Origin of the sequence: Burkholderia sp. AU15512, from assembly GCF_002223325.1 — a bacterium.
Classification (GTDB): Bacteria; Pseudomonadota; Gammaproteobacteria; order Burkholderiales; family Burkholderiaceae; genus Burkholderia.
The window spans coordinates 42,932-66,985 of the sequence record NZ_NKEX01000008.1 but is presented as its reverse complement, the minus strand read 5'-3'; the positions used below and the strand labels follow the sequence as shown (position 1 = coordinate 66,985).

The following is a 24,054-nucleotide window of genomic DNA, read 5'->3' as shown; positions in this document are numbered from 1 at the left end:
TCGCGCTGCCTGCACGCGCGCAAAAGAACGGCTTGTCGGTTGTATGTCGCCATCACGAAGCCGCTCGGCAGAGGCAAGTTGTGAGGACTGGGGTGAAGCGCTGCTGGAAGATATCGCGCTTCGATGACGAGCGCGCGTCCGTGCTTGGGCGCACCGGGTGCTGCGACGATCGCAGACCAGGCCCGATCGATGGACAGCTGGCCTCTTGCCAGCGCGAAAGCATTCTTCGGCGTTTTCGTTATGCGAGGACGTGTAACGCCGGCGTCGCCTCGTCAGGCGCGGACATTGACGGCAGCAGCAACACGCGGAAGCGACGCTATCGACGCGATGCGATCACGGCGGTCCCGTCCGGCTGAAACTTCACCGTCACGGGGGCGACCATGGGCAACGATCTCAGCAAAACATCGGGATCCGAAATTGAAAACCCGCCCGTCACGCGAAACCGCGCCGCGACGTTATCCGCCAGCACGATGCGGGCGACCCGGTACCGCTGCAATTCGTGTATGACGCTGGACAGCGGCGTACCGTCGAATTGCAGGCGCCGATCCTTCCAGCTCACCATCGCGTCGAATTCCTGCCTGTCGGATACTTCGACGATCTGGGTTCCGGTTGCCCTCGCCGCTTCGTTCGCGTCGAGATCGGCGACGGGGCCGCCCGAGCGGAGCGACAGCTCGACGCGCCCTTCCAGTACCGCGACGTCCACATCGGCGGGACGAACGCGTACGGAGAAGCGCGTGCCGACGTCGCGGATATCGGTCGCGCCGGCAATCACATGAAAAGGACGCAGGGAATCGTGCTTGACGGCATAGAGCGCCTCGCCTTCGAGCATCGTCACTTCACGAGACCGGAGCCGATTGACGAACTGTATCGACGTCGCGGTGTTGAGGCGCACATGGCTGCCGTCATCCAGAGCGGCGTCGACCTGCTCACCGACAGCCGACGAAAAACGCTGCTCCGACAGTACCGGATTGACCGCCCATGCGGCCACGGCGAATGCACACGCACTGAAACCGATCGCACTCGCGATTGCGGGCCATCTCGGCGCGCGCCGCACCACTGCTTCCCGGGAGGGTGAAAGATGACGCCTGTAGCGACCGCGCAGTTCGTGCACGAAAGTGTCAACCTCTCGGTCGACGCTCATATGCTCGGCGATATACGCCAGACGTTTCGGATCGTCTCCAGCCCAGCGCTGGAGCGCAGCACGCGCAAGGGTTCGCTCCTCGCCGCGACCAAAATGGATCGTTACGAGGAGTTCGTCAGCCTCGTCCTTTTGCGACTCGGTCCATGTCATCGTTGAAAATGGCACAATCCGTAGCGAATCGAATGATTCATTCTACAGCAAGGCGATTCTGCATTCTTTCATCGCCTGGACCAGGTACTTGCGCACGACGGTCGTGCTGATTCCCATCTCCTGCGCGGTCTCGTCATACGAAAGACCGTGCAACTTGCACAACACGAATGCCTCCCTGCAACGGGGTGGCAACGCATCCAGCGCCTTGCCGAGAATCTCCATCCGCTGACGCGCGGCATAGCGTCGCTCCGGCGTCAGTTCGGATACGGGCAACTGGTCGGCGAGTCCGTCGACGTCGTCGAGCGACTGGTGCGGTACACGCTTCCTGCGTCGAGCGGAATCGATCTGCTGGTTGCGCGAGATGGCGAACAGCAGGCCAGCCGGCGACTCAACCGGGCGCTGCCCCGCATAGCGGAGCACCTGCTCGAAGGACGACTGCGCAATATCGGCGGCATCGTCGGCGCTCAACTCCCGGGTGAGAACACGGCGGAGGTCGGCGTAGCCCCGCAAGAGATCATCGATAAAGCTAGCCATTTGCGTTGCTCCGTCCCACATCCAGCGATACATGGAGATCGTAAGAATTGACCGGCTGCCGCGCCGTGATCTGACCAAATCAATTTCAAGCGTTCGCCCCTAAGATGACATCATCATAGCGACGCCAATTTAGAATGAATTTCTTTTTTTGGGCGCTTTTCACTTTTGTCGCGACATAATTTCCTACCGCCCTCCCGATATATTACGTTTCACTTGATATGACGAATTAGGAACGCATAAATCCCGGCGCAACGACTTCTGACAAGCCTGAAAAGAAACCCCTCGCGATAAGCGGTACGATCTCGCGAAAGAAATATGGAAAGTATTTTTATTCGGAATCGCTTCGTCGTTACATCGATAAATTCGACATACGAATTGAAATCTTCCGAATTAAAATTAGTATGACCATGTGATTGCGTCACGCCTGTCGCGAGCGATGCGGGGGCGCCGGCGTCTTCCGTCACGGAAGAATCCATTCGGTGACAAATGCTCCGCACATGATGGGCAGATACGTGACCGCCGCCTTCGGCATTGGCCATCGATCTGCACGACACATGGAATCCCGCACCACCGGATCAACTGAAATCGCCGACGCGTCCAACCGTCAAGCCAACGCCTTCTCGACGATTTCGCGCACGTCACGTGATTTCGCACCGACGGCGACCTGCTCGAGCGCTTCGCGCATCCGATCGCGCAGCGCCGGCGTAAAGCGGCGCCACAGTTCCAGCGAGCGCGCGAGGCGTGCGGCGACCTGCGGGTTGATCGCGTCGAGCGCGAGCACCTGTTCGGCCCAGAACGCGTAGCCCGAGCCGTCCGCCGCATGGAATTGCGCGGGGTTGGCCGCGCAGAAGCTGAAGATCAGCGAGCGCGCGCGGTTCGGATTCTTCAGGTTGAACGCCGGGTGCGCGAGCAGCTTGCGCACTTTCGCGAGCGTCGGCTGCGCGGGCGTGCCGCGTTGTGCCGCCTGCATCGCGAACCACTTGTCGATCACGAGCGCTTCCTTCTCGAAGCGACGATAGAAGTCGTCGAGCGCATGCTCGGCCGGTTCGGTCGCGCCGGAGGCCGCGGCGGACAGCAACGCACCGAGCGCTGCCGCGCGATCGGTCATGTTGTTCGCCGCATCGTATTGCGCGGTCGCGAGGCGCACCGCATCGGCCGGATCCTCGAGTTCGGCGAGATACGCGAGCGCGAGGTTCTTCAGCGCGCGGCGGCCGGAGGCCTCCGGCGTCGGCTCGTAGGCGCCGGGCGTCTGGTGCTGCGCGTAGGCGGCGAGCCATTCCGCGCGCAGCGCGGTGGCGAGCCGGCGGCGCACGAACTGGCGCGCGCGATGCACGGCGGCCGGATCGGCTTCGGCCATCTGGTCGGCGAGGTAGGTTTCCGACGGCAGCGTCAGCGCGAGTTCGCGGAATGCCGGCGACAGGCTTTCATCGGTCAGCACGCGGCGGAATGCGGCGACGAAGTTCTCGCCGAGCGTGAGCGGCTCGTTCGCGGCCGCACGCGCGGCGAGCGTGAGCAGCGCGCGCGTCGCGAGGCGCTGGCCGGCTTCCCAGCGGTTGAACGGATCGCTGTCGTGCGCGAGCAGGAACGCGAGATCGTCGTCGCTGTAGTCGTACTCGACGATCACCGGCGACGAGAAATTGCGCAGCAGCGACGGCAGCGGCTGTTCCGGCACGTCGACGAACGTGAAGGTCTGCTCGGTGTCGGTGAAGTCGAGCACGCGCGTCGTGCCTGCTGCTGCGGCTTCGCCGTCGAGACGCAGCGGCAGGTCGCGGCCGTCGCGGCCGATCAGGCCGATCGCGAACGGAATCAGCAGCGGCCCTTGCTGCGTGTCGCGCGCGGCCGGCGACGCGTCGCCGTAGCCCTGCGCGAGCGTCACCGTATAGCGGCGCGCGGCCGCGTCGTACGCGGTGCGCACCGACACGCGCGGCGTGCCCGCCTGGCTGTACCAGCGTTCGAACTGCGCGAGGTCGCGCCCGTTCGCGTCGGCCATCGCGTGACGGAAGTCGTCGCAGGTCACCGCGTGCCCGTCGTGGCGCTTGAAGTACAGGTCCATCCCCTTGCGGAAGCCGTCGCGGCCGAACAGCGTCTGATACATCCGCACGACTTCCGAGCCTTTTTCGTAGACGGTCATCGTGTAGAAGTTGTTGATCTCGACGTAGCTTTCCGGGCGCACCGGATGCGCCATCGGGCCCGCGTCCTCGGCGAACTGCAGCTGGCGCAGCACGCGCACGTCCTCGATGCGCTTGACCGCGCGGGCCGCCGATTCGAGGTCGTCGCCCGCGGCCATGTCGGCCGAGAACTCCTGGTCGCGGAATACCGTCAGGCCTTCCTTCAGGCTCAGCTGGAACCAGTCGCGGCAGGTCACGCGGTTGCCGGTCCAGTTGTGGAAGTACTCGTGACCGACCACCGATTCGATGTTCGCGAAGTCGGTGTCGGTCGCGGTCTCGGGGTTCGCCAGCACGTACTTCGTGTTGAAGATGTTGAGCCCCTTGTTCTCCATCGCGCCCATGTTGAAGTCGCCCACCGCGACGATCATGAAGCGGTCGAGATCGAGCTCGAGGCCGAAGCGCTGCTCGTCCCAGCGGATCGAGTGGATCAGCGAATCCATCGCATGACGCGTCTTGTCGAGATCGGCCGGCTCGACCCACACCTGCAGCAGCTTCTCCTTGCCCGAGCCGGACGTGATCTTCTCCTCGATCGCAACGAGCTTGCCCGCGACCAGCGCGAACAGGTAGCTCGGCTTGCGGAACGGGTCTTCCCATTTCGCGAAGTGGCGGCCGTCGGGCAGGTCGCCCGAATCGACGAGGTTGCCGTTCGACAGCAGCACCGGGTACGCGGCCTTGTCGGCGCGCAGCGTCACCGTGTACGACGCCATCACGTCCGGACGGTCGAGGAAATAGGTGATGCGGCGAAAGCCTTCGGCTTCGCACTGCGTGAAGAAGTTGCCGCTCGACACGTAGAGGCCGGACAGCGTCGTATTCTGGTCGGGTGCGCATGCGCTTTCGAGCGTCAGCTCGAAGGCTTCGGGCACGTTCTCGACCGTCAACCCGTGTTCGTGCGCGCGCACGGCGCCATGCGGCGCGCCATCCAGCCAGGCGCGGACGAATTCGAGCGCTTCGCCCATCAGCTCCAGGTGCGGTGCGGGCGCGGCGTCCGGATTGCGACGCACGCGCATCGTGTTCCTGACGATCGTACGGGCCGGCGCGAGATCGAATTCGAGCGCGACGGCATCGATGAGGAAGGCCGGCGGCGTGTAGTCGGCGCGGCGGATCACGGTTTGGGCGATGTTTTCAGCCATGGTCATGCTTCAGGAAAGGGGTTCTCGCTCTGACATTGCTCGCATCGGCTTGGGCTGATGCGCCAGGAACGATCAAGCGGTCAACACGAAACGCGACGCCTGATCGGACCTTCACGCACCTGAGCATCGCGCCGTGCGCGAAACGCACTCGCGCCGCGCTCGCACATTCGATGCGTGCTCCGAATCGCTTAAGACGATTCAGAACGGCCATTGGACCAGTCGCATTCAATTGGAAATTCGGATTCAGAACTCGATTCCATTGACTGAAACTATTAAATGCCGCAGACGCCCCGTTACTATCTTCACGCCCCGATAATTGGGGCTTTGGCCAGCCAGGCCCGGCATGATTCTCGCCCCCAGTCGCAGTCATGATCCGGGGGGTGTTGTCACCGGGCCTGGTGGGTGGCTGGTGATCGCTAATAGGGGTTTGGCCGGGATATCCCGACGCCGTCCGTAACGTGGATGCCGAGACTTGCCACCGTTGTTGCAGGCCAATCCGTTCACTCTGCTCATACTTCGATGCAAGACACTCAACAACATGGCGCCGTCGATGTCTTCATCGGCGTCGATGTCGGTAAAGGCCAGCATCATGCCGTCGCGCTTGATCGGAACGGCAAGCGCCTGTACAACAAGGCGCTACCCAACGACGAGGCCAAGCTGCGAGCCCTCATCGCCGAGCTCAAGACTCAGGGTCAACTGCTATTCGTCGTCGATCAGCCATCCACCATCGGCGCGCTTCCTGTAGCCGTCGCCCGCGCCGAAGGCGTACTCGTCGCCTATCTGCCGGGACTGGCTATGCGCCGCATCGCCGACCTACATGCAGGCGAAGCCAAGACCGATGCCCGCGATGCCGCGATCATTGCCGAAGCCGCTCGCTCGATGCCGCACACACTGCGCTCGCTTCGGTTGGCCGACGAGCAGCTCGCCGAACTCACCATGCTGTGCGGCTTCGACGACGATCTCGCCGACCAAGTCACTCAAACCAGCAACCGCATTCGCGGCTTGCTCACCCAGATCCATCCCGCTCTCGAACGCGTTCTCGGACCGCGCCTCGATCATCCAGCGGTACTCGATCTGCTTGAGCGCTACCCGTCGCCAGCCGCGCTTGCCGCCACCAGCGAGAAGACGCTCGCCAACCGCCTGACCAAACTCGCACCGCGCATGGGCAAAGGCTTGGCGACCGAGATCGTTCAGGCACTCAGCGAACAAGCCGTGACCGTGCCCGGCACGCAAGCCGCCACCATCGTCATGCCTCGCTTGGCCCAGCAGCTTGCGGCCTTGCGTAAGCAACGTGACGAGGTCGCCGCCGAAGTTGAGCGACTGGTGCTTGCTCACCCTCTTTGGCCGGTCCTGACCAGCATGCCGGGAGTCGGCGTCAGGACCGCCGCCAGACTCCTGACCGAGGTCGCGCATAAAGCGTTCGCTTCGGCCGCCCACTTGGCGGCCTACGCTGGTCTTGCCCCGGTCACCCGGCGCTCAGGCTCATCCATCCGTGGTGAGCACCCATCCAGACGCGGCAACAAGGTGCTCAAGCGCGCCTTGTTCCTATCCGCCTTCGCGGCATTGCGGGATCCTGTCTCGCGGGCTTACTACGCGCGCAAGATCCAGCAGGGCAAGCGCCACAACCAAGCACTCATCGCGCTGGCACGGCGACGCTGCGACGTCCTGTTCGCCATGCTGCGCGACGGCACCATTTACCAACCCAAGTCCGCCCCTAACGCTTGACGAAGGACATAGGGGCACCCCCCTCCACAAACCTTGACGCCCCTGCAGCCGTCCGCAATTACCCCGAGCTGCCGCCAGACACAAAAAAGACCGGCTCGGAAGCCGGGTCATAGTGTCGTCGGGCGCCCTCATGCCCGCGACACGATCCGCATGCTTTGGAGCCAGGTTTCGTACGGCACGATGTATCGATGGTGGGCCTGGATGGCCGCCGCACGCGCCGAGCGGTGCTCAGCGCGCGTCATTCACAACACCCTACTTTGGCCTGGCCAGCACCCCGTTAGATCGCTCTAACCGAAAACATGCATGGAGATTACGATCTCCCCAAGTACCGCAGGCCATCCATGATCGCGATCAGGATAAGCGCACGATCGGCGGACGGGGCCGCTGCTCTTGTGCTGCGATGCTCGCCGCCGTGATCCAAGAAGTGCGCAATCATGTCGCGTCGATCAACACACGTGGCCTCCACATGCTCGCACAAGTACACATCGCGCCCTGCCTGCAGGCGGATCTCGGCCCAAACGACTGAGTCGACGTTGCTCGAATGGCAGCGCGCATACAGCAAGGCGAACTGCTGTTGAACGGCTCGAACGATACCGCGGCATCCTGCATTAACGTCTCCAGATTGTCTTGAATGTCGCGATGCTTGACGCGAAGCAGTTCGACGAAAAGCTCACGCGTACTCCTGAAGTTCGAGTAGAACGCGCCGCGCGTGTACCCGGCGCGCGCCACGATGTCCTCGACGCTCGATGCCGCCAGTCCCTTCTCGGCGATGCACGGCGCGGCAGCATCGAGCAGATCCCGACGGGTGAGTGAGCGGCTTTCCGCACGTGTCATCCGCGTGGGCCGCATGTTCCAGAGTACGTATCGCACCAAGAACAGTGACGACGACGTCCCCCCGCCAACGCGTCGGCACGTTCGGCCGTTATCGACCGGCGACGGCCTCAGGCGCCGGCCCTTGCCATCCTCCGCCGAGCGCCTTGAACGCAGCCACCGACGCCCGGGCCGCTTCCGTTTTCGCCTGCACGCGCTCGTCCGAAGCACGCAGCAGGCTTTCATCGGCCTGCAACACCTCGATCAGGCTGACGACGCCTTTCTGGTATGCCGCGAACGACGCGGCCCTCGCGCGGCCGAGCGATTCGACGCCGTCGGCGAGCACGGCCGCCTGTTCGTCGCGTTTGACGAGCGCCGAGAACGCGTTCTCGACGTCCTCGGTCGCATGCAGCGCCGCGAGCCGATACGCGGCCAGCATTTCGGCATCCTTCCCTTTGGCGTCGGCAATCTGCGCATTGATGCGCCCGAAGTCGAACAAACGCCAGCGCAGGCCGAGCACGCCGGCAGCCTGGTTCGCGCCGCCGGCGAACAGGTTGCCCGCGCCCATCGTCGTCGCGCTGCCGATCAACCCGCTCAGCGAGAACTTCGGGTAATACTCGGCAATGGCCACGCCGATGCGCGCGTTCGACGCCGCAAGGCGCCGCTCGGCGACGATCAGGTCCGGCCGCCGCCTGAGAAGTTCGCCCGGCGTTCCCGTCGCCGCGATCCGCGGTGCAACCGGCACGTCACCGCCGTCGAGCAATTCCGCTCGATACGTACCGGGTTGCGAGCCGAGCATCACGTCGAGCGCATTCATCGCCGCGTCCAGCGCCGCTTCGAGTACCGGCACCGTGGCACGAACCTGAGCGAGCGCACCTTCGGCCTGCCTGACCTGAAGCTCCGCCGCGAGCCCCTTTCCATACAGCAGATTGATGGTCGACAACAGATCCTGTTCGGTCTGCACCTGATGCCGCGCGACCTTCAGCCGGCCCTGCAACCCGCGAATCGTGATGTAGATGTCCGCCGTCTGCGCGGCCACGGCAAGGCGCGTGGCGACCGCCGCTGCTTCGGAGGCCTGATAGTCGGCGAGCGCGGCTTCCCGCCCACGGCGCAACCCGCCGAACACGTCCACCTCCCAGCTCGCGTTGAAATCGGCCTCGTAGTCGCTGCCGTGACGGTCGAAACCGGGCGTGGAATTCAGCACGCGCCCCAACGGCGTTTCGACCGACTGGTAGACACGCGCGGCTTGACCGGTCACATTGCCCGAAGGCAACAGCGCTGCATTGGCCGCACCGAGCCCGGCACGCGCTTGCGTGACGCGTGCCGCGGCCTGCGCGAGATCGAGGTTCTGCGCGAGCGCGAGCGTGACGAACCGGGTCAACTGCGGATCGCCGAAGCCTGTCCACCAAGTCGCGAGCTCCGCCTCGGCCGCCGCGCGCCGCTGCTCCACGGCACTCTGGCCCTGGAAGCGCTGCGGCATGGCGATGTCCGGGCGCACGTAGTCGGGACCGACGGCACATCCCGCCGACAGGAGCGCGGCGAGCACCGCGGCAACGATGGGTTTCGGTAGCATGACGGTTTCAGCCAAGATCAGGTGGTGACTATAATACCAAATAGTCACTCGTTGTCCATCCCTGCCAGCCGCAATCCATGAAAGAAACCACCGCTTCCCCCGCGCCCGCGCGCGGCCCGGCCGATCACGACGTGCGCGATCAGATCGTGGCTGCCGCCACCGAGCACTTCAGCCGGTATGGCTACGAGAAGACGACCGTGTCCGACCTCGCGAAGTCCATCGGTTTCTCGAAGGCCTATATCTACAAGTTCTTCGAATCGAAACAGGCGATCGGCGAGATGATCTGCGCGAACTGCCTGCACGAAATCGAAACCGACGTGCGCACCGCCGTCGCCGAAGCGGAACGGCCCACCGAAAAGCTGCGGCGCATGTTCAAGGTCTTTACGGAAGCGAGCCTGCGGCTGTTCTTCCGCGACCGCAAGCTGTACGACATCGCCGCGTCGGCCGCCACCGGCAACTGGCAGTCGGTGCAGGCCTATGAGGCGCGCGTGCAGCAACTGCTGCAGGAGGTGCTGCAGGCGGGCCGGCAAAGCGGCGAGTTCGAGCGCAAGACGCCGCTGGACGAAACCGCGACGGCGATCTACCTCGTGATGCGGCCGTACCTGAATCCGCTGCTGCTGCAATACAACCTCGACACGACCGACGCCGCGCCCGCGCAGCTGTCGAGCCTGGTACTCCGCAGCCTCGCCCCTTGAACCGACACCATTTGTGACCATTGACTATATTGGTCACTAGATACACAATGAAAGCCCCGATCACTTCGTCAGTGGGTCTTTCATGGTTCGGCGTCGCCTCGCTCTCCTCGCAGTCGCTTCCGCACTGCCCCTCGCGCTAGCCGCCTGCAGCGGAAAAGCGCCTTCCGATCCGCGCACGGAGGCGCCGCTCGTGCGTACCGCCATCGTCCAGGCAGCCGCGCCCGCGTCCCGCTCGTTTACCGGCACCGTCGCCGCCCGCGTGCAGAGCGACCTCGGGTTCCGGGTGTCCGGCAAGGTGCTGGAGCGACTCGTCGATACCGGACAAACCGTCCGGCGCGGCCAGCCGCTGATGCGGATCGATCCCGTCGACCTGAAGCTCGCGGCGCGCGCACGCGACGAAGCCGTGACCGCGGCACGGGCACGCGCGCGGCAGACCGCCGAGGACGAAGCCCGCTACCGCGACCTGCGCGGCACCGGCGCGATATCGGCCTCCGCTTATGACCAGGTCAAGGCAGCGGCCGATGCGGCGAAAGCCCAGCTGAGCGCCGCCGAGGCCGACGCCGGCGTCGCACGCAACGCGACCGGCTATGCGGAACTCGTCGCGGACGGCGACGGCGTCGTGATGGACACGCTCGCGGAGCCCGGCCAGGTCGTCAGCGCCGGCCAGCCGGTCGTGCGGCTCGCGCACGCCGGCAGCCGGGAAGCCGTGATCCAGTTACCGGAAACGCTGCGCCCCGCGGTCGGCTCCGTCGCGCAGGCCGAGCTGTTCGGCAAGCCGGGCTCGAGTGTCCCCGCCACGCTGCGCCAGCTCTCCGATACCGCCGATGCGCGTACGCGCACGTTCGAGGCGCGCTACGTGCTGCAAGGCCCGCTGGCTGCCGCGCCGCTGGGCGCGACCGTCACGATCCGCCTACCGGACGACGCACGCGCGACGCCGCAGGCCGGCCTGCAGGTGCCGATCGGCGCGCTGCTGGACGGGGGCAAAGGGCCCGGCGTGTGGGTCGTCGCAGGCGATCCGGCCAAGGTGGGATGGCGGCCGGTCACGGTCGAGCATCTGGACGACGACAGCGCGCGCGTGTCCGGCGCACTCAGGCAAGGCGAGCGGGTCGTCGCGCTCGGTGCGCAGTTGCTGCATGACGGCGATGTGGTTCGCGTGGCCGCACCGGCCGCCACGCTCGCGAGCAAAGGAGCACGACCGTGAGCGAACGCCGCTTCAACCTGTCGGCGCTCGCTGTGCGCGAACGCGCGATCACGCTGTTCCTGATCTGCCTGATTTCGCTCGCGGGGCTCGTGTCGTTCTTCAAGCTCGGCCGCGCGGAAGACCCGGCCTTCACCGTCAAGGTGATGACCATCGTCACCGCATGGCCGGGCGCGACCGCGCAGGAAATGCACGACCAGGTAGCCGAAAAGATCGAAAAGCGCATGCAGGAGCTGCGCTGGTACGACCGCAGCGAAACCTACACGCGCCCCGGCCTCGCGTTCACGACGTTGACGTTGCTCGACAGCACGCCGCCGTCCGAGGTGCAGGAGCAGTTCTATCAGGCGCGCAAGAAGATCGGCGACGTGACGAACGATCTGCCGGCCGGCGTGATCGGACCGCTGGTCAACGACGAATACGCTGACGTCACGTTCGCGCTGTTCGCGCTGAAGGCCAAGGGCGAACCGCAGCGCCTGCTGGTGCGCGATGCGGAGACGCAGCGCCAGCGCCTGCTGCATGTGCCGGGCGTGAAGAAAGTCGACATCATCGGCGAACAGGCGGAGCGCATCTACGTGCAGTTGTCGCATGACCGGCTCGCGACGCTCGGCGTGAGCCCGCAGGACGTGTTCGCCGCGCTCAACGGCCAGAACCTGCTGACGCCGGCCGGCTCCGTCGAGACGCGCGGGCCGGAGATCTTCATTCGCGTGGACGGCGCGTTCGACACGCTGCAGAAGATTCGCGACACGCCGATCGTCGCACAGGGCCGCACGCTGAAACTGTCCGACATCGCGACCGTCGAGCGCGGCTACGAAGACCCGTCCACGTTCCTGATTCGCAACAACGGCGAACCCGCGCTGCTGCTCGGCGTCGTGATGCGCGACGGCTGGAACGGGCTCGAGCTCGGCCGCGCGCTGGACCGGGAAGTCGGTGCGATCAACGCGGCGCTGCCACTCGGCATGAGCCTGACCAAGGTCACCGACCAGTCCGTGAACATCAGCTCGGCCGTCGACGAGTTCATGGTCAAGTTCTTCGCCGCACTGCTCGTCGTGATGCTGGTGAGCTTCGTCAGCATGGGCTGGCGCGTGGGCCTCGTCGTCGCCGCGGCCGTGCCGCTGACGCTGGCCGTGGTGTTCGTCGTGATGGCCGCCACCGGCAAGAACTTCGACCGCATCACGCTCGGCTCGCTGATCCTCGCGCTCGGGCTGCTGGTCGACGACGCGATCATCGCGATCGAAATGATGGTCGTGAAGATGGAGGAAGGCTACGACCGCGTGGCTGCTTCAGCCTACGCGTGGAGCCATACGGCGGCGCCGATGCTAGCCGGCACGCTGGTCACCGCGGTCGGCTTCATGCCGAACGGCTTCGCGCGCTCCACCGCCGGCGAATACACCAGCAACATGTTCTGGATCGTCGGGATCGCGCTGATCGCCTCGTGGGTCGTCGCCGTCGCGTTCACGCCGTACCTCGGCGTGAAGATGCTGCCGAACCTCAAGAAGTTCGAAGGCGGCCACGATGCGATCTACGACACGCCCCGCTACAACCGCTTCCGGCAACTGCTGACGCGCGTGATCGCCCGCAAATGGCTCGTCGCCGGGTCGGTCGTCGCCCTCTTCGTGCTCGCGATTCTCGGCATGGCGATCGTCAAGAAGCAGTTTTTCCCGATCTCCGATCGCCCCGAGGTGCTGATCGAGGTGCAGATGCCGTACGGCACGTCGATTTCGCAAACGAGCGCCGCCACGTCGAAGGTCGAGGCGTGGCTCGCGAAGCAGAAGGAAGCGAGGATCGTCACCGCGTACGTCGGCCAGGGCGCGCCGCGTTTTTATCTGGCGATGGGGCCGGAACTGCCCGATCCGTCGTTCGCGAAGATCGTGATCCGCACCGACAGCCAGGACGAGCGCGACGCGTTGAAGGCGCGCCTGCGGCGGGCCATCGCCGACGGCCTCGCGCCCGACGCGCGCGTGCGCGTGACGCAGCTCGTGTTCGGTCCGTATTCGCCGTTCCCGGTGGCCTACCGGATCACGGGCCCCGATCCGGACACGCTGCGCGGCATCGCGACGGATGTCGAGCGTGTGATGAACGGCAGCCCGATGATGCGCACGGTCAATGCGGACTGGGGCACGCGCGCGCCGACGCTGCACTTCACGTTGCAGCAGGACCGCCTGCAGGCAGTCGGGTTGACCTCCAGCGCGGTCGCGCAGCAGCTGCAGTTCCTGCTGACCGGGGTGCCCGTCACCGCGGTGCGCGAGGATATCCGGACCGTACAGGTGATCGCGCGCTCGGGCGGCGATGCGCGGCTCGACCCGGCGCGGCTCGACGACTTCACGCTCGCCGGCGCGAACGGGCAGCGCATCCCGCTGTCACAGGTCGGCAAGGTCGACGTGCGGATGGAGGAGCCGATCATGCGCTGGCGCGACCGCGTGCCGACGCTCACGGTGCGCGGCGACATCGCCGACGGCCTGCAGCCGCCGGACGTGTCGGCCGCGATCACGAAGCAGCTTAAGCCGATCGTCGCCGCGCTGCCGAGCGGCTATCGAATCGAGGAAGCCGGCTCCATCGAGGAATCCGGCAAGGCCACGAAGGCGATGCTGCCGCTCTTCCCGATCATGCTGGCGGTCACGCTCGTCATCATCATCTTCCAGGTGCGCTCGATCTCCGCGATGGTGATGGTGTTCATGACGAGCCCGCTCGGCTTGATCGGCGTGGTGCCGACGCTGATCCTGTTCGGACAGCCGTTCGGCATCAATGCGCTGGTCGGCCTCATCGCGCTGTCGGGGATCCTGATGCGCAACACGCTGATCCTGATCGGCCAGATCCACCAGAACGAACAGGCGGGGCTGGATCCGTTCCACGCGGTCGTCGAAGCGACCGTGCAGCGGGCGCGCCCGGTGATTCTCACCGCGATGGCGGCGGTGCTCGCGTTCATTCCGCTCACGCATTCGGTGTTTTGGGGCACGCTCGCGTACACGCTGATCGGCGGCACGTTCGCCGGGACGGTCCTCACGCTCGTGTTCCTACCGGCGATGTATGCGATTTGGTTCAGGATCCGGCCGGGTCAGTCCGCCGCCGCGCGCCACGGCGGCCATGAAGCGGCATCGCCGGGCGAGCCCGCACTTCAGCCCGCGCTCGACGCGCGCGATTGATTACGCCAATCCATTCACCGTATCAAAGGAAGCAGCCATGTCGAATTCCACCGTTGTCGTCGTGACCGGCGTGTCGTCGGGCATCGGGCGCGCCGCCGCAGAACGATTCGCCAAACGCGGCTGCCGCGTGTTCGGCACCGTGCGCGGCATCGCGCGAACGGCGCCGGTTGCCGGCGTCGAGCTGATCGAGATGGACGTGCGTGACGACGCGTCCGTTCGATCCGGATTCCAGACGATCATCGACCGCGCCGCGCGTATCGACGTGCTCGTGAACAATGCGGGCATGAGCCTGATCGGCGCGGTGGAGGAAACGTCGGTGGACGAGGCAGCGGCCCTGTTCGACACCAACGTATTCAGCCTCCTGCGTACGACCCATGCGGTGCTTCCGCACATGCGGGCGCAACGGCGCGGCCGGATCGTCAATGTCAGCTCGGTGCTCGGCTTCCTGCCGGCGCCCTATATGGGGCTTTATTCGGCATCCAAACATGCGGTGGAAGGTTTGACCGAATCGCTCGATCACGAACTGCGCCAGTTCGGCATTCGCGCGACGCTGGTCGAGCCGTCGTTTACGCGGACCCGCCTGGACGTCAATGCGCCGCAGGCCAGCGCGCCGATCGCCGAGTACGACCGCGAGCGAACGCTTGCGTCGCGCGCCGTCGTCGACAGCGTGAAAACCGCGCCGCTCCCCGAGGGCGTGGCCGCCACCATCGTCGACGCGGCGCTCGGCGCGTGGCGGATGCGCCGCACGCCGGCCGGCGAGGCGTCGCTGCTGCGCAAGTTGCGGCGCTTCATGCCTGCCGGCCCGGTCGATGCAAGCCTGCGGAAGAAATTCCATCTCGCGTGACACGGCGGGCCGACGAAACATGCTTGAACGAGGTATCCACCATGGAAATCGGCATCATTGGAACCGGCGTATGCTGCGGCGCAAGCGCGCGCGCTCGGCGGATCAGCGGTTCGGATATGCCCACGCCGAGCGCTGCCTCGGAATCGTGCTTGCGTGATAACAAGGCGGTTGTGCGAAATCTGAGTTTGAGCGGGCAATCGGGGCCTAGTGGTAAGGTTCCTTGCCATACAAGCGCTGCCGCACGATCAATTCATGTCGTGGCGTGGGTGACGGTCTTTCCTCACGAGGGCGTTGACCTCTTACTCAGGGTCCATTTCCCGTACAACCTGGCTGAGGGCTGGGACCTGGAGCAAGGTGACAGCGCAGGTCGAACTGCGCACTTACCAGTGGTCAAGGTATTGCGTCGACATCCAAAAAACACACGATTGGCGACAGGCTTGCGTGCGCCAAAGTCCCCTGGCACACAGTAATAACGGTCGCGACGTTGTGCCACATGCACATCCGCGCCCCCCTGAATTACGCACCCATCGCGTGCAGCATGCTGCTGCGCACGGCCAGCGGCAATTGTGAACCACCAACATCGACTTCGTACGACGACAAAACAGTAAATCACGCTCACGACCGTCGCGTCGCTCCTCCCTACAGCGCTACCCAGTTAGAATAATAGATTAACAACAACTTGCGAGTGCGATCTCGCACCACAGATGAACCTTCTACCGATCATTACATCCCTGCTTTCGTTCGCAGGCGGCAGTGTTTCGTCAACGTTATTGGTACGCCACCTTGATCGTCGCCGTTTGAAGTACGCAGCGGACGGGATTACGGTAATGGAGATGCGCGACACCGTTAAAGGATTGGACATTAAGCATAATGGGAATGAGATCGAGCGGCTGACCAGATCTCACGTGTGGCTTTGGAATGCCGGAAGAAAGGCAATTCGACCAAGCGACGTGATCACCGCCAATCCGCTGAAGGTGATCTATCCCGAGGCACAGCTGCTGAACCTGGCCTTGCTTCATCCAAGCGAGGGAGCAATCGGTTTTCGTACGGTACAACTTGATGATGGCGCCTGGCTCATCGAATTTGATCACTGGGAAGCCAAGCACGGTGTCGTCCTCGAGGCTCTACATACGTCTACTCGAGTCGTACCCAAAATCACCGGTTCGATCGACGGTCTACAGCCAATCCAAGCACTCGGTCGAATCGACATCGGATCCTTCTTGTCAAGGAGGCGGCGGACTTTCCGTCGCTGGGCTCCCAGTCTTGCCGTTATCACTTTTTTCACCGGAGCTTGGGCTGCATACCGCTTAAACCTCACGTTTGATCCCAAATCATTACTCGCGCTGGGTTTGATGTTGCCCGGCGAAATTCTTCTGATTATTTCATTTTCCATTGGATTCGGTAATTTTAGCATTCCAAGAGAACTACGAGAATTCAATAAAGCGATGACGAGTAGATAAAGCGATAAAAAATCATCAGATCACAGCGCAATTTATTTTTCAACAAACTTAACAGCAACTGAATCGCGAACCACTCTACCGGTGGGACCGTTGCATCAATGTCACTGCCCCTACTTGTACCACGGTGTCATGCCCGACTCACATTCTCGCAGCTCATTGTTGCCCTCTGCAATGAGCTTGTGATGCTCGCCTCTACTCGTAAGTCCACCCCCACGAATGAACGCCTTGGAACGCATGGAGTACAGCACACGCATGTACGCCAATCGAAACGCAGTTCAAGTATAGATGCGCGTCGTCAGGAGCCACATGGGGAATCCACAACTTCCCCATAGTATCCAAGATCGTCTTCTGGCGACGCATTGCGTCGAAGAGTCGAGGTGATTCACTGAGGGGGAAATGTCCAAACTTATCCTGATCAATTAGATCCGCGAGATGAGTCGAACTTTCGATTAACCCAGGTGCAACCTCTGCATGATTCTTACGAAATTTCCCTAAATCTTCTTGAATTCCAACAAGCAGATCAGCGGATCTCGATCGATCTATTCGAGATTTCATTTCTGACACCAGTCGACAGAAATGTCGATCCACTTCCAACGTCTCTTCAATATATGAATTCACATCATTGAAGTATTTTCTCTCAAAGAGCCGACCACTACCTCCATCCTGCGCGTAGTGGTCAACGGACGGCTTGAGTTCATCTTCAATATGTACGAATCGATGCAATCTGAAATTGATATTTTCCGCATATTGCCACGCCAGTTGCCCCTTAAAAGCATAGAAAACCATCTCTGAACTTTCATGAAGCAAGTGCCGCAGCGGACGCCCCGCATGGCGATCCGCATCATACCCGTCTACACGATTGATGATATCAAGCAACGCATCGCCAGCGGTTCGGCTTAGCATCAGGATCTCCTCCTTATGCTTTCGCTTTATCTCACTCAAAGCGTCGCGATATCTTGCGTGTTGGTCTGATACCTGAGTACGGTATGCGTTTCCCAGAGTCGATTTTGCCAAATCGATCTGCTTTTTTGCATAGAATGCCGTGAGTGCAGAAACAACAAACGCGGCATAACCGAGGGAATTTGAAAGATCCAAGTTTATCACCGTAAAGTCGAAACTGACCTCAACAATCGAGTACCACAATGATCAACGCCGCCCCTCGACTGGTGGAAAGCTATAGACGTGAATAGACTAGCGAAATGGGCTTTGCTGGCTCCGGCACATGGGTAAAGCCGGACGCCATGATCACTGAAATTGCGACGACCGTTGTTGGATCGCTCGCTGCAGTCGCCGAGGCCTCCATTTCAGTTAGACTCTTGAGACGAAGCGATCGAGACATGGGGCCAACTACCGCTTTAAAATACCAAGTCGCGCAAGGGGATGAGATGACGACGTCATCAAGTAGTCTTATACAGCACCTGACCCGGTCGGGCCAGTACTCCGATCCATGGGGGCGGTACTATACCTCTGCTGAAGTCAGTCGCTCGCTAATCGAGCGCATCAAGGCACGCGAGCCCAAGCTGGTGCTTGAACTGGGTTCAGGCTCAGGATCTCTGTGTTCGGCTGCCGCGAGCCGATGGCGCGACGCACAACTGGTCACTGTCGATGTTGATCATCAGGCTCCGAAGCAACTAGCTGCTGAAGACTCAAAGCATATTCACTTTGTGCATGATGCGCTTGACGAAGCGCTCTCGGACAAAATCGGACTTTGCCCGGGTACCGTGGACGTCGCGGTCTGCAACCCGCCTTACATCCGGCCTCGGTGGCGATCCGACTTCGGCAAGATCCTTGAGGACGCGGGCCTTTCAGGCACTCTCGCCTCGATTCGGGACGCCGGCGCGGACCTACTTTTCTTGGCACAGAATCTGCGGCTGTTACGGCGCAATGGCAAGCTCGGATTGATTTTGCCGGATGGGCTGATCACCGCCGAGCGTTTCAGCGGCGTGCGGCAAGCTCTCGTGCGCCAACATAACGTTGAGCAAGTTGTTCAGCTTCCGCGCGGGGTGTTCAAGAACACTGAAGCCCAGACCTACCTAGCCGTGCTCTCCAAGATGGCTGGAGAGACCGAACATGTGATACTGCGGCAGATGGGGCACGACGGGCGTCTGAGCGAAGCTATCGAGGTCCCACAGGATCTCGCGGCCAAGCGGCTCGACTACACATTCCATGCGCGGCCGAACTTTCAAACGCACAGCGGCGCCCTTCAGCCGATCTCCGTGGGCACGGCCGCTACACATGTCGTGCGCGGGACGATTTGCTCGTCAGCGATCGCGACATTCCCGGCGCCGGTGTTCCATCTTAGCGATTTTGCTGAGTCTACAGTCGAGCAGACTGTTCGAGTCGTCCCCAAACGCTTCGCTCTCGGAAGACGATCCGCCACGATCGCATCGCAGGACGCACGCTTGGCACTACCCGGCGATATTCTTCTGGCGCGGATAGGCCGGAGACTCGAGCGCCAACTCGCGATCGTGGTCCACGGCCCATGCGTCATTAGCGACTGCGTCTTTGCTTTGCGCACGACCGACGAGCACCGGGAGAGGCTTTACCGTTTCTTTGATAGCGAAGCCGGCCGGCTTGCCCTCGCGACGTCGGCCCATGGCGTCGCGGCTAGGTTCTTATCAAAGACCAATCTCGTCGAAATCCAATTCTGAACAGCCGGATGATGTCACAGATACCTCAACTCAGTGGCTTCGATCGACTTGCAGTGGAGCGTGCGGTCCACGCCCTTAGCCGCGTAAACGTCCGCAACCCCCTGTCCGTTGAACGCATCAAGGTGTGGGTCAAGCAGTTCGTGTCGGAAGAGGAAAAAACACTTGCTTGGCTGATCCTGCGCAATCTGATTTTTCGAACCAACGAACAGCTACTGTCGTCGATGCGCCAAGCCTTGAAGCAAGCCGCTTTGCACTTTCTCGACGAGAGCGGCCAGCGGGAAACCGTAGCCTGGACTGATGCCCTGAAAGGCGCCGCTGGCCTGGACTTTTACTGCGGCCCGTCGTCGCTCGTGGTCTACGGCATGGCTGAGCCCGGTAAGAGTGGCGACTTGATCGCCAGGGCGATCAATCAACGGTACGGAATTGCGAAGCTGTTCCCCTCCGACGTCACCGAGCTACGCGAAAATGAGCGATTCATTGTCGTGGACGATGGCACCTATACTGGCACACAACTTAGCAACTTTCTTCAGAGTTGGGACCGAGACTATACCAGCGGGCGCATTGCAATCGCTGTCGGCTTGGCACATCAAACGGCTTGCGATCACCTAAGTGACCAGTTTCCTGACGTGCCGCTATTCCATGGAGAGTTGCTAACGCAGGAAACCTGCTTCGCTTCACTGACCCAAAAGTGGATCGAGACGCAACAATGGCAGTACGACAAATCGCCACTTGAGGTCTACGCTGAAGTCCACAAGCGCGCCCAGCCATTCAAGGAAGGAAGCGGAGGAAATGGCTATGGCGACATCGGGGCGTTAGTCGCGTTCAGCCATGGCGTGCCGGACGACTCGATTCAATTGCTGTGGGGCGTTTCCGAAAACTGGAAACCTCTCGTCGAACGATAGGCTTGATTATGCATATTGACGCCTCCATGCTCGCGCGTACCCGCGCAGAGGAACATAGCGCCGACGTCTGGGGTGAGTTCTTCATCCCCCCCTACTTTGATCGGTTGGCTCTCACGTCGGCCACGCGCTCGGTCTACATCACCGGCAAGCGCGGCTGCGGCAAGACCATGCTGCTGAAGTACTTTGATTACCACACCGCATTCTCCAAGCGGCGCAAGGAGATCCCGGTCGATGCAATCAACCATGTCGGTATCTACTGGCGGGTCGATACTCAGTTCTGTAGTTCGCTGAATCACCGCGGAATCGCAGACGACGAATGGAGCGTGGTGTTTGAGAGCTACTTCGGCTTAGTGATCGCCACCGAACTCCTACATGCAGTTGAGACCATTGCCGATAGCGCCTTCTCGGGCTTCAACCGCGAGGACCTGGTAGCGCTAAGCCTGCCCAGCGCTGCGGACTACCTCGCCGATGCACCCACTAACGTACGCGATCTGACCAAGTACCTTGAATCGCTGCGGCGCAGATTCACGACTTGGGTCTCCAATGTCAAAGCGATGGACTGCCCAATTCTGCCCCCGGGCCGGGAGTTCATCTTGTCCTTGATCGCGGACATGCAAGCCAACCTAGCCCTTTCAACGCTCGCTGTCTTTATCTACGTTGATGAGGTCGAGAACCTGGTGCCATACCAGCGCCGCGTGCTCAACTCCTTCCTGAAGCATAGCCAGCGCCCAATGATCGTAAGCTTCACGTCGAAGGAACATCCATCCGACAACGACACGTCCGGCTCCGAATCAATCAATGCAACCCACGACTACCGACTGGTAGATCTTGACTACTTGTTGGCTCTCAGCGGCACGGCGATGATTTTTTTCGCGGAAGTGTTCCTCGGCAACCTGGACATCGCCGCTAGTCAACCGGAAAGCGAGCGGCTGGATATCGTAAGGTCGCACGATCGGCTGGCTGAACGTCAGACGCCCACATATCAGAAAGCCGTGCTGGCGGACATGCGCACACGGTTCCCAGACATGGCGGACAAGCAGATCGCCATCCACGCTCTTCAGCAGGCACCGTTACGCAAGAGCATCCAGGAGCGAATCAGCAAGGCCCTGAAAGACCGTAGAAGTAGCCTGACCGTCGATGACTTCCTGTTCGATGGCGCCCCGGCTGAGGCAGTCGTTACGCTACCTGCGTTACTGAACCGAGAGACACTTCACCCTGACAAGGTGCTAGCCGAGCTGAAAAGATTTTCTGTCGATCAGAAAGGTCAATTCAGCAGCAGTTGGGTGCACAACAACCTGTTCGGAGCCTTGCTGGAGTTGTATCGACCATTCGGGCGCGAATGCCCGCTGTATAGCGGCTTCGATACCCTTTGCACGATGTCGAACAACAACTTACGGAATTTCCTTATCCTTTGTTATAAGACCCTCGAAGTTGCAGAGTTGCGGGACCAGCCAGACCCGCCGTACGCTGTGTCTATCCAGTGCCGCGCAGCATACGACGCATCGGAACAATTGATCAAGGAAATCAGGACGTTCGGGCGGTTTGGTGAGCCGCTACGTATGTTCGTGCTGAGGCTAGGCAATATCTTTCGCGCATTGCAAGCCAGCCCGACCATGAGTGAGCCGGAGCAAAACCAGTTCACAATCAATTCCGGCGGTCGCTCTCTCGACAAGTCCGAGCTGGACTTCATCGCAGAAGCGCAGCGCTACGGCATCTTGGTCGAACAATTGGAAACCAAATCGAAATCTGGTGTTGGCCAGGACATCGTCGACTACCAGTTGAACCCTATCTACGCGCCCTACTTCCAGATCAGCTACAGACGCAAGCGTAAGCTCGAAATCTCCGTGGAGCAGTTCCACACGCTGGTGATGGGCAACGAGAACGAATACAAGGAACTGGCACGCGGTCTCGCGCGGCAACTATCAGAGATCGACGCCCAACAACTCGGCTTGCAGTTATGATGAAGACAAGGTTTTTCTCAGTCTCCGGCAAAAGCGCTGCAGACCTTCAACTTCCCGAGGACATGATCCTGCTGCACGGCGAGGAGTTGGATGATCGAGGGGAATCGGCCTGCCGAAGCGCGCCTGAAAGCAGGCGAGTCCAGCTGACCTTCGGTGTCGACGACATGTCGCTGACCGTCGGTACGCAGACGAAGTCCAGCGACTCGGCCATCGAGCTGTTAAGCGCGTACGACTGGCGCAAGGTGGTTTTAGAAGCAACGACGCTCGGGTTTGCCGAGCTGTTTTGTGCCGTCAACGCGCTGCTAACCTGCGGTGCCAGCTCGATCAGCATTATTTACGTCGAGCCTGCCGAGTACACACGCGATGGTAAGGGCGCTGAGTTGTTCGCGTTGTCGGAGCCGACCCGCGGTTACGTAGCAATTCCAAACGCTATCGTCGACTTAGCTAGTGAAGAGGTCGAAGCCGGCGTCTTTTTCCTGGGGTTCGAGCCAGAACGGCTGGATCGTGCACTTGAGGAATATCAGATGATCGCGTCGAAGTATGTGAAGGTGGTATTCGGGATCCCGGCATACCACCCTGGCTGGGAGCTTGACGCCATCATTCCACACCTCCCGGCCCTGGAACGTCACAAACTGCAGCTCGACTATTGCTCAGCAAATGACCCTGAGGCTGCGTTCGAAAGCCTCGAACGCACACGCGACACACTTGGGGCCGAGAGACGAATGTTCGTTGCGCCCATCGGCCCGAAGCCATGCGGCATCGCTTCCGCGATCTTCGCGAGTGTCTATCCCGAGCAAGTTGGCCTTCTGTTTGACCATCCCCGCCGCAAAAAGAAGCGCTCCTCAGGCGTTGACCTTTGGCATCGATTCACTGTGACGGTCGAGCGTAGCGACTAATCGGCGTCTGCCGCAACCACCTGCGACAATTCATGTCTTGGCGGTGGTAATAGCGGCTTGCAGGAGCTCCCTAATCTTCGGTTCAGGCTTCCAGTAATTTGGTCCCTTCAGGAACTTGCCGTTGTCGTCGTAAATTGGCTTGCCGTCCGCGCCGAGCTTACTCTCGTTGCTATCCATAATTATGGACAAAACCTCTTCGAGCGGAATACCGTATTTTAGCGCTTCGGATCGGCAATAGACGATCACGTCGCCAAGAAGATCTGCCATTGCCACGAGGACATCCAAGGGATCCACCTGTCGTTCGGCGGCAGTGACGATCTCGTCAATCTCATTGACCTCGTCAAGCAGGGTCGCCTTGAATTTTCGCAACCTGTCAGCCGGCGCGGCCGGCAACACCGGGCTTGGCTGCACCGGCAACTTGTACATCTCGTTCATCGCAGCGATACGGTCGGCAAAGGTCGGTTCAGTCAATCTTCTTCTCCAACAACGATTGGGCATCTGGGCAGTGTAATACCCGCGCGCCCAAAGTCATTTTTTCGGGCGTATCTCCGGTGTAATGCAACAGAACAGCGCACGGCTCTACCAAATCAGCACCGCCCAAGCCTCACATGCGCTTCGCCAGCGACGTCCAGGCCCGCTGTTGTTGTAGCAAGCAGTAGAACAGGTTTACGAGCAACGCGTCCAGTTGCTCGAACTATCTTAGAAACGTCTACCCCTAGTCGCCGACTGATCCAGTCAGATATTCGGCTTCGTGCTGGGGGGAGCCAAACCTCCGCCGGCTTCCCGCCGAATTTTCTCGTCAAATAGTCGCGAAGGGTGACCGTCGGCACATGCCGCTGAAAGAGCGCGTGGATCGCCTCGACCTTGTAGCCCAGGGCGAGCAGGCTGGCGGTGATGGAGCCAGTGCTTGTACCGAAGATCAGATCGAAGCACTCGCACAGCAGCGGCCCCGCCGTCGCCTTGGTCTCACGCAGCACTCCCAGCGTATAAAAACCCTTGGCGTCGCCGCCGTCCAGTGAAAGTCCTGCAAGGCCTTCTGGCCGCCGCCGGCGCGTCGCGTCCTGCGTTTGTCTCGT

Annotated in this window: 18 protein-coding genes; 10 read left to right on the top strand and 8 right to left on the bottom strand. The window is 61.7% G+C overall.

Annotated features, from left to right (window positions below):
* Positions 1–316: 316 nt before the first annotated feature.
* The 3 genes from CFB43_RS32580 to pepN all read right to left on the bottom strand — a co-directional run bounded on the left by CFB43_RS32580 (position 317) and on the right by pepN (position 5,123).
* Positions 317–1,291, bottom strand: coding sequence for a FecR family protein (locus CFB43_RS32580; RefSeq protein ID WP_089498272.1), 975 nt, complete (start codon positions 1,289–1,291; stop codon positions 317–319).
* Between the two features lie 42 nt (positions 1,292–1,333).
* Complete coding sequence (locus CFB43_RS32575; protein WP_071335583.1) at positions 1,334–1,825, bottom strand: RNA polymerase sigma factor; 492 nt, start codon at positions 1,823–1,825, stop codon at positions 1,334–1,336.
* A 604-nt stretch (positions 1,826–2,429) separates the two neighbouring features.
* A complete protein-coding gene (gene pepN, locus CFB43_RS32570) occupies positions 2,430–5,123 on the bottom strand; it encodes an aminopeptidase N (RefSeq protein ID WP_089498271.1) in 2,694 nt (897 codons plus the stop codon).
* A gap of 519 nt (positions 5,124–5,642) precedes the next feature.
* Between pepN and CFB43_RS32565 the strand changes: the two genes are divergently transcribed.
* The gene (locus tag CFB43_RS32565; RefSeq protein WP_179254787.1) at positions 5,643–6,848 is read left to right on the top strand and encodes an IS110 family transposase; all 1,206 of its coding nucleotides are present in this window, start codon (positions 5,643–5,645) and stop codon (positions 6,846–6,848) included.
* Between the two features lie 432 nt (positions 6,849–7,280).
* Here CFB43_RS32565 and CFB43_RS32560 read toward each other — a convergent pair whose 3' ends face one another.
* Positions 7,281–7,682, bottom strand: coding sequence for a TetR/AcrR family transcriptional regulator (locus CFB43_RS32560; protein ID WP_226274151.1), 402 nt, complete (start codon positions 7,680–7,682; stop codon positions 7,281–7,283).
* A gap of 88 nt (positions 7,683–7,770) precedes the next feature.
* Positions 7,771–9,231, bottom strand: a complete 1,461-nt coding sequence (locus CFB43_RS32555; RefSeq protein ID WP_089498269.1) for an efflux transporter outer membrane subunit — start codon at positions 9,229–9,231, stop codon at positions 7,771–7,773.
* 77 nt (positions 9,232–9,308) lie between these two features.
* On the opposite strand from CFB43_RS32555, the gene CFB43_RS32550 reads away from it, so the two are divergent.
* The 5 genes from CFB43_RS32550 to CFB43_RS38125 all read left to right on the top strand — a co-directional run bounded on the left by CFB43_RS32550 (position 9,309) and on the right by CFB43_RS38125 (position 16,568).
* On the top strand, positions 9,309–9,926 hold the full coding sequence (locus tag CFB43_RS32550) for a TetR/AcrR family transcriptional regulator (RefSeq protein WP_089498268.1): 618 nt from the start codon (positions 9,309–9,311) through the stop codon (positions 9,924–9,926).
* 82 nt (positions 9,927–10,008) lie between these two features.
* Positions 10,009–11,127: an efflux RND transporter periplasmic adaptor subunit gene (locus CFB43_RS32545; RefSeq protein ID WP_089498267.1), complete on the top strand. Its 1,119-nt coding sequence runs from the start codon at positions 10,009–10,011 to the stop codon at positions 11,125–11,127.
* Entirely contained in the window at positions 11,124–14,264 is a 3,141-nt protein-coding gene (locus CFB43_RS32540; RefSeq protein WP_089498266.1) for an efflux RND transporter permease subunit, read from the top strand. The genes CFB43_RS32545 and CFB43_RS32540 overlap by 4 nt, the downstream gene beginning before the upstream one ends.
* A gap of 37 nt (positions 14,265–14,301) precedes the next feature.
* Positions 14,302–15,108, top strand: a complete 807-nt coding sequence (locus CFB43_RS32535) for an oxidoreductase (protein ID WP_089498265.1) — start codon at positions 14,302–14,304, stop codon at positions 15,106–15,108.
* 704 nt (positions 15,109–15,812) lie between these two features.
* Positions 15,813–16,568 (top strand): hypothetical protein, encoded by a 756-nt coding sequence (locus tag CFB43_RS38125; protein ID WP_144023152.1) that lies wholly within the window; start codon positions 15,813–15,815, stop codon positions 16,566–16,568.
* Positions 16,569–16,760: 192 nt separating this feature from the next.
* Here CFB43_RS38125 and CFB43_RS38120 read toward each other — a convergent pair whose 3' ends face one another.
* Positions 16,761–17,663 (bottom strand): hypothetical protein, encoded by a 903-nt coding sequence (locus CFB43_RS38120; protein WP_144023151.1) that lies wholly within the window; start codon positions 17,661–17,663, stop codon positions 16,761–16,763.
* 290 nt (positions 17,664–17,953) lie between these two features.
* Between CFB43_RS38120 and CFB43_RS32530 the strand changes: the two genes are divergently transcribed.
* From CFB43_RS32530 to CFB43_RS32515, 4 genes are read left to right on the top strand one after another with little or no spacing between them, the layout of a single operon-like run.
* Positions 17,954–19,219 (top strand): HsdM family class I SAM-dependent methyltransferase, encoded by a 1,266-nt coding sequence (locus tag CFB43_RS32530; protein WP_179254954.1) that lies wholly within the window; start codon positions 17,954–17,956, stop codon positions 19,217–19,219.
* An 8-nt stretch (positions 19,220–19,227) separates the two neighbouring features.
* On the top strand, positions 19,228–20,121 hold the full coding sequence (locus CFB43_RS32525; RefSeq protein WP_089498263.1) for a phosphoribosyltransferase-like protein: 894 nt from the start codon (positions 19,228–19,230) through the stop codon (positions 20,119–20,121).
* A gap of 26 nt (positions 20,122–20,147) precedes the next feature.
* Complete coding sequence (locus tag CFB43_RS32520; RefSeq protein WP_144023150.1) at positions 20,148–22,082, top strand: ORC-CDC6 family AAA ATPase; 1,935 nt, start codon at positions 20,148–20,150, stop codon at positions 22,080–22,082.
* Positions 22,082–22,978: a hypothetical protein gene (locus tag CFB43_RS32515; RefSeq protein ID WP_144023149.1), complete on the top strand. Its 897-nt coding sequence runs from the start codon at positions 22,082–22,084 to the stop codon at positions 22,976–22,978. Before CFB43_RS32520 ends, CFB43_RS32515 begins: the two co-directional genes overlap by 1 nt.
* 30 nt (positions 22,979–23,008) lie before the next feature.
* Here the strand turns inward: CFB43_RS32515 and CFB43_RS32510 are convergent, their stop codons facing one another.
* Together CFB43_RS32510 and CFB43_RS39040 are read right to left on the bottom strand one after the other, a co-directional pair.
* Positions 23,009–23,449, bottom strand: a complete 441-nt coding sequence (locus CFB43_RS32510; RefSeq protein ID WP_226274156.1) for a pyrophosphatase — start codon at positions 23,447–23,449, stop codon at positions 23,009–23,011.
* 116 nt (positions 23,450–23,565) lie between these two features.
* Positions 23,566–23,955, bottom strand: a complete 390-nt coding sequence (locus CFB43_RS39040) for a patatin-like phospholipase family protein (protein WP_256990164.1) — start codon at positions 23,953–23,955, stop codon at positions 23,566–23,568.
* Positions 23,956–24,054 lie beyond the last annotated feature (99 nt).

Bases quoted from the DNA above. Each gene is read 5' to 3' on its own strand.
- CFB43_RS32555 (WP_089498269.1), bottom strand. From the start codon at position 9,231: ATGCTACCGAAACCCATCGTTGCCGCGGTGCTCGCCGCGCTCCTGTCG.
- CFB43_RS32580 (WP_089498272.1), bottom strand. From the start codon at position 1,291: ATGACATGGACCGAGTCGCAAAAGGACGAGGCTGACGAACTCCTCGTA.
- CFB43_RS32560 (WP_226274151.1), bottom strand. From the start codon at position 7,682: ATGACACGTGCGGAAAGCCGCTCACTCACCCGTCGGGATCTGCTCGAT.
- CFB43_RS32575 (WP_071335583.1), bottom strand. From the start codon at position 1,825: ATGGCTAGCTTTATCGATGATCTCTTGCGGGGCTACGCCGACCTCCGC.
- CFB43_RS32525 (WP_089498263.1), top strand. From the start codon at position 19,228: ATGATGTCACAGATACCTCAACTCAGTGGCTTCGATCGACTTGCAGTG.
- CFB43_RS32520 (WP_144023150.1), top strand. From the start codon at position 20,148: ATGCTCGCGCGTACCCGCGCAGAGGAACATAGCGCCGACGTCTGGGGT.
- CFB43_RS32545 (WP_089498267.1), top strand. From the start codon at position 10,009: ATGGTTCGGCGTCGCCTCGCTCTCCTCGCAGTCGCTTCCGCACTGCCC.
- CFB43_RS32550 (WP_089498268.1), top strand. From the start codon at position 9,309: ATGAAAGAAACCACCGCTTCCCCCGCGCCCGCGCGCGGCCCGGCCGAT.
- CFB43_RS32515 (WP_144023149.1), top strand. From the start codon at position 22,082: ATGAAGACAAGGTTTTTCTCAGTCTCCGGCAAAAGCGCTGCAGACCTT.
- pepN (WP_089498271.1), bottom strand. From the start codon at position 5,123: ATGGCTGAAAACATCGCCCAAACCGTGATCCGCCGCGCCGACTACACG.
- CFB43_RS32565 (WP_179254787.1), top strand. From the start codon at position 5,643: ATGCAAGACACTCAACAACATGGCGCCGTCGATGTCTTCATCGGCGTC.
- CFB43_RS32530 (WP_179254954.1), top strand. From the start codon at position 17,954: ATGACGACGTCATCAAGTAGTCTTATACAGCACCTGACCCGGTCGGGC.
- CFB43_RS32535 (WP_089498265.1), top strand. From the start codon at position 14,302: ATGTCGAATTCCACCGTTGTCGTCGTGACCGGCGTGTCGTCGGGCATC.
- CFB43_RS38125 (WP_144023152.1), top strand. From the start codon at position 15,813: ATGAACCTTCTACCGATCATTACATCCCTGCTTTCGTTCGCAGGCGGC.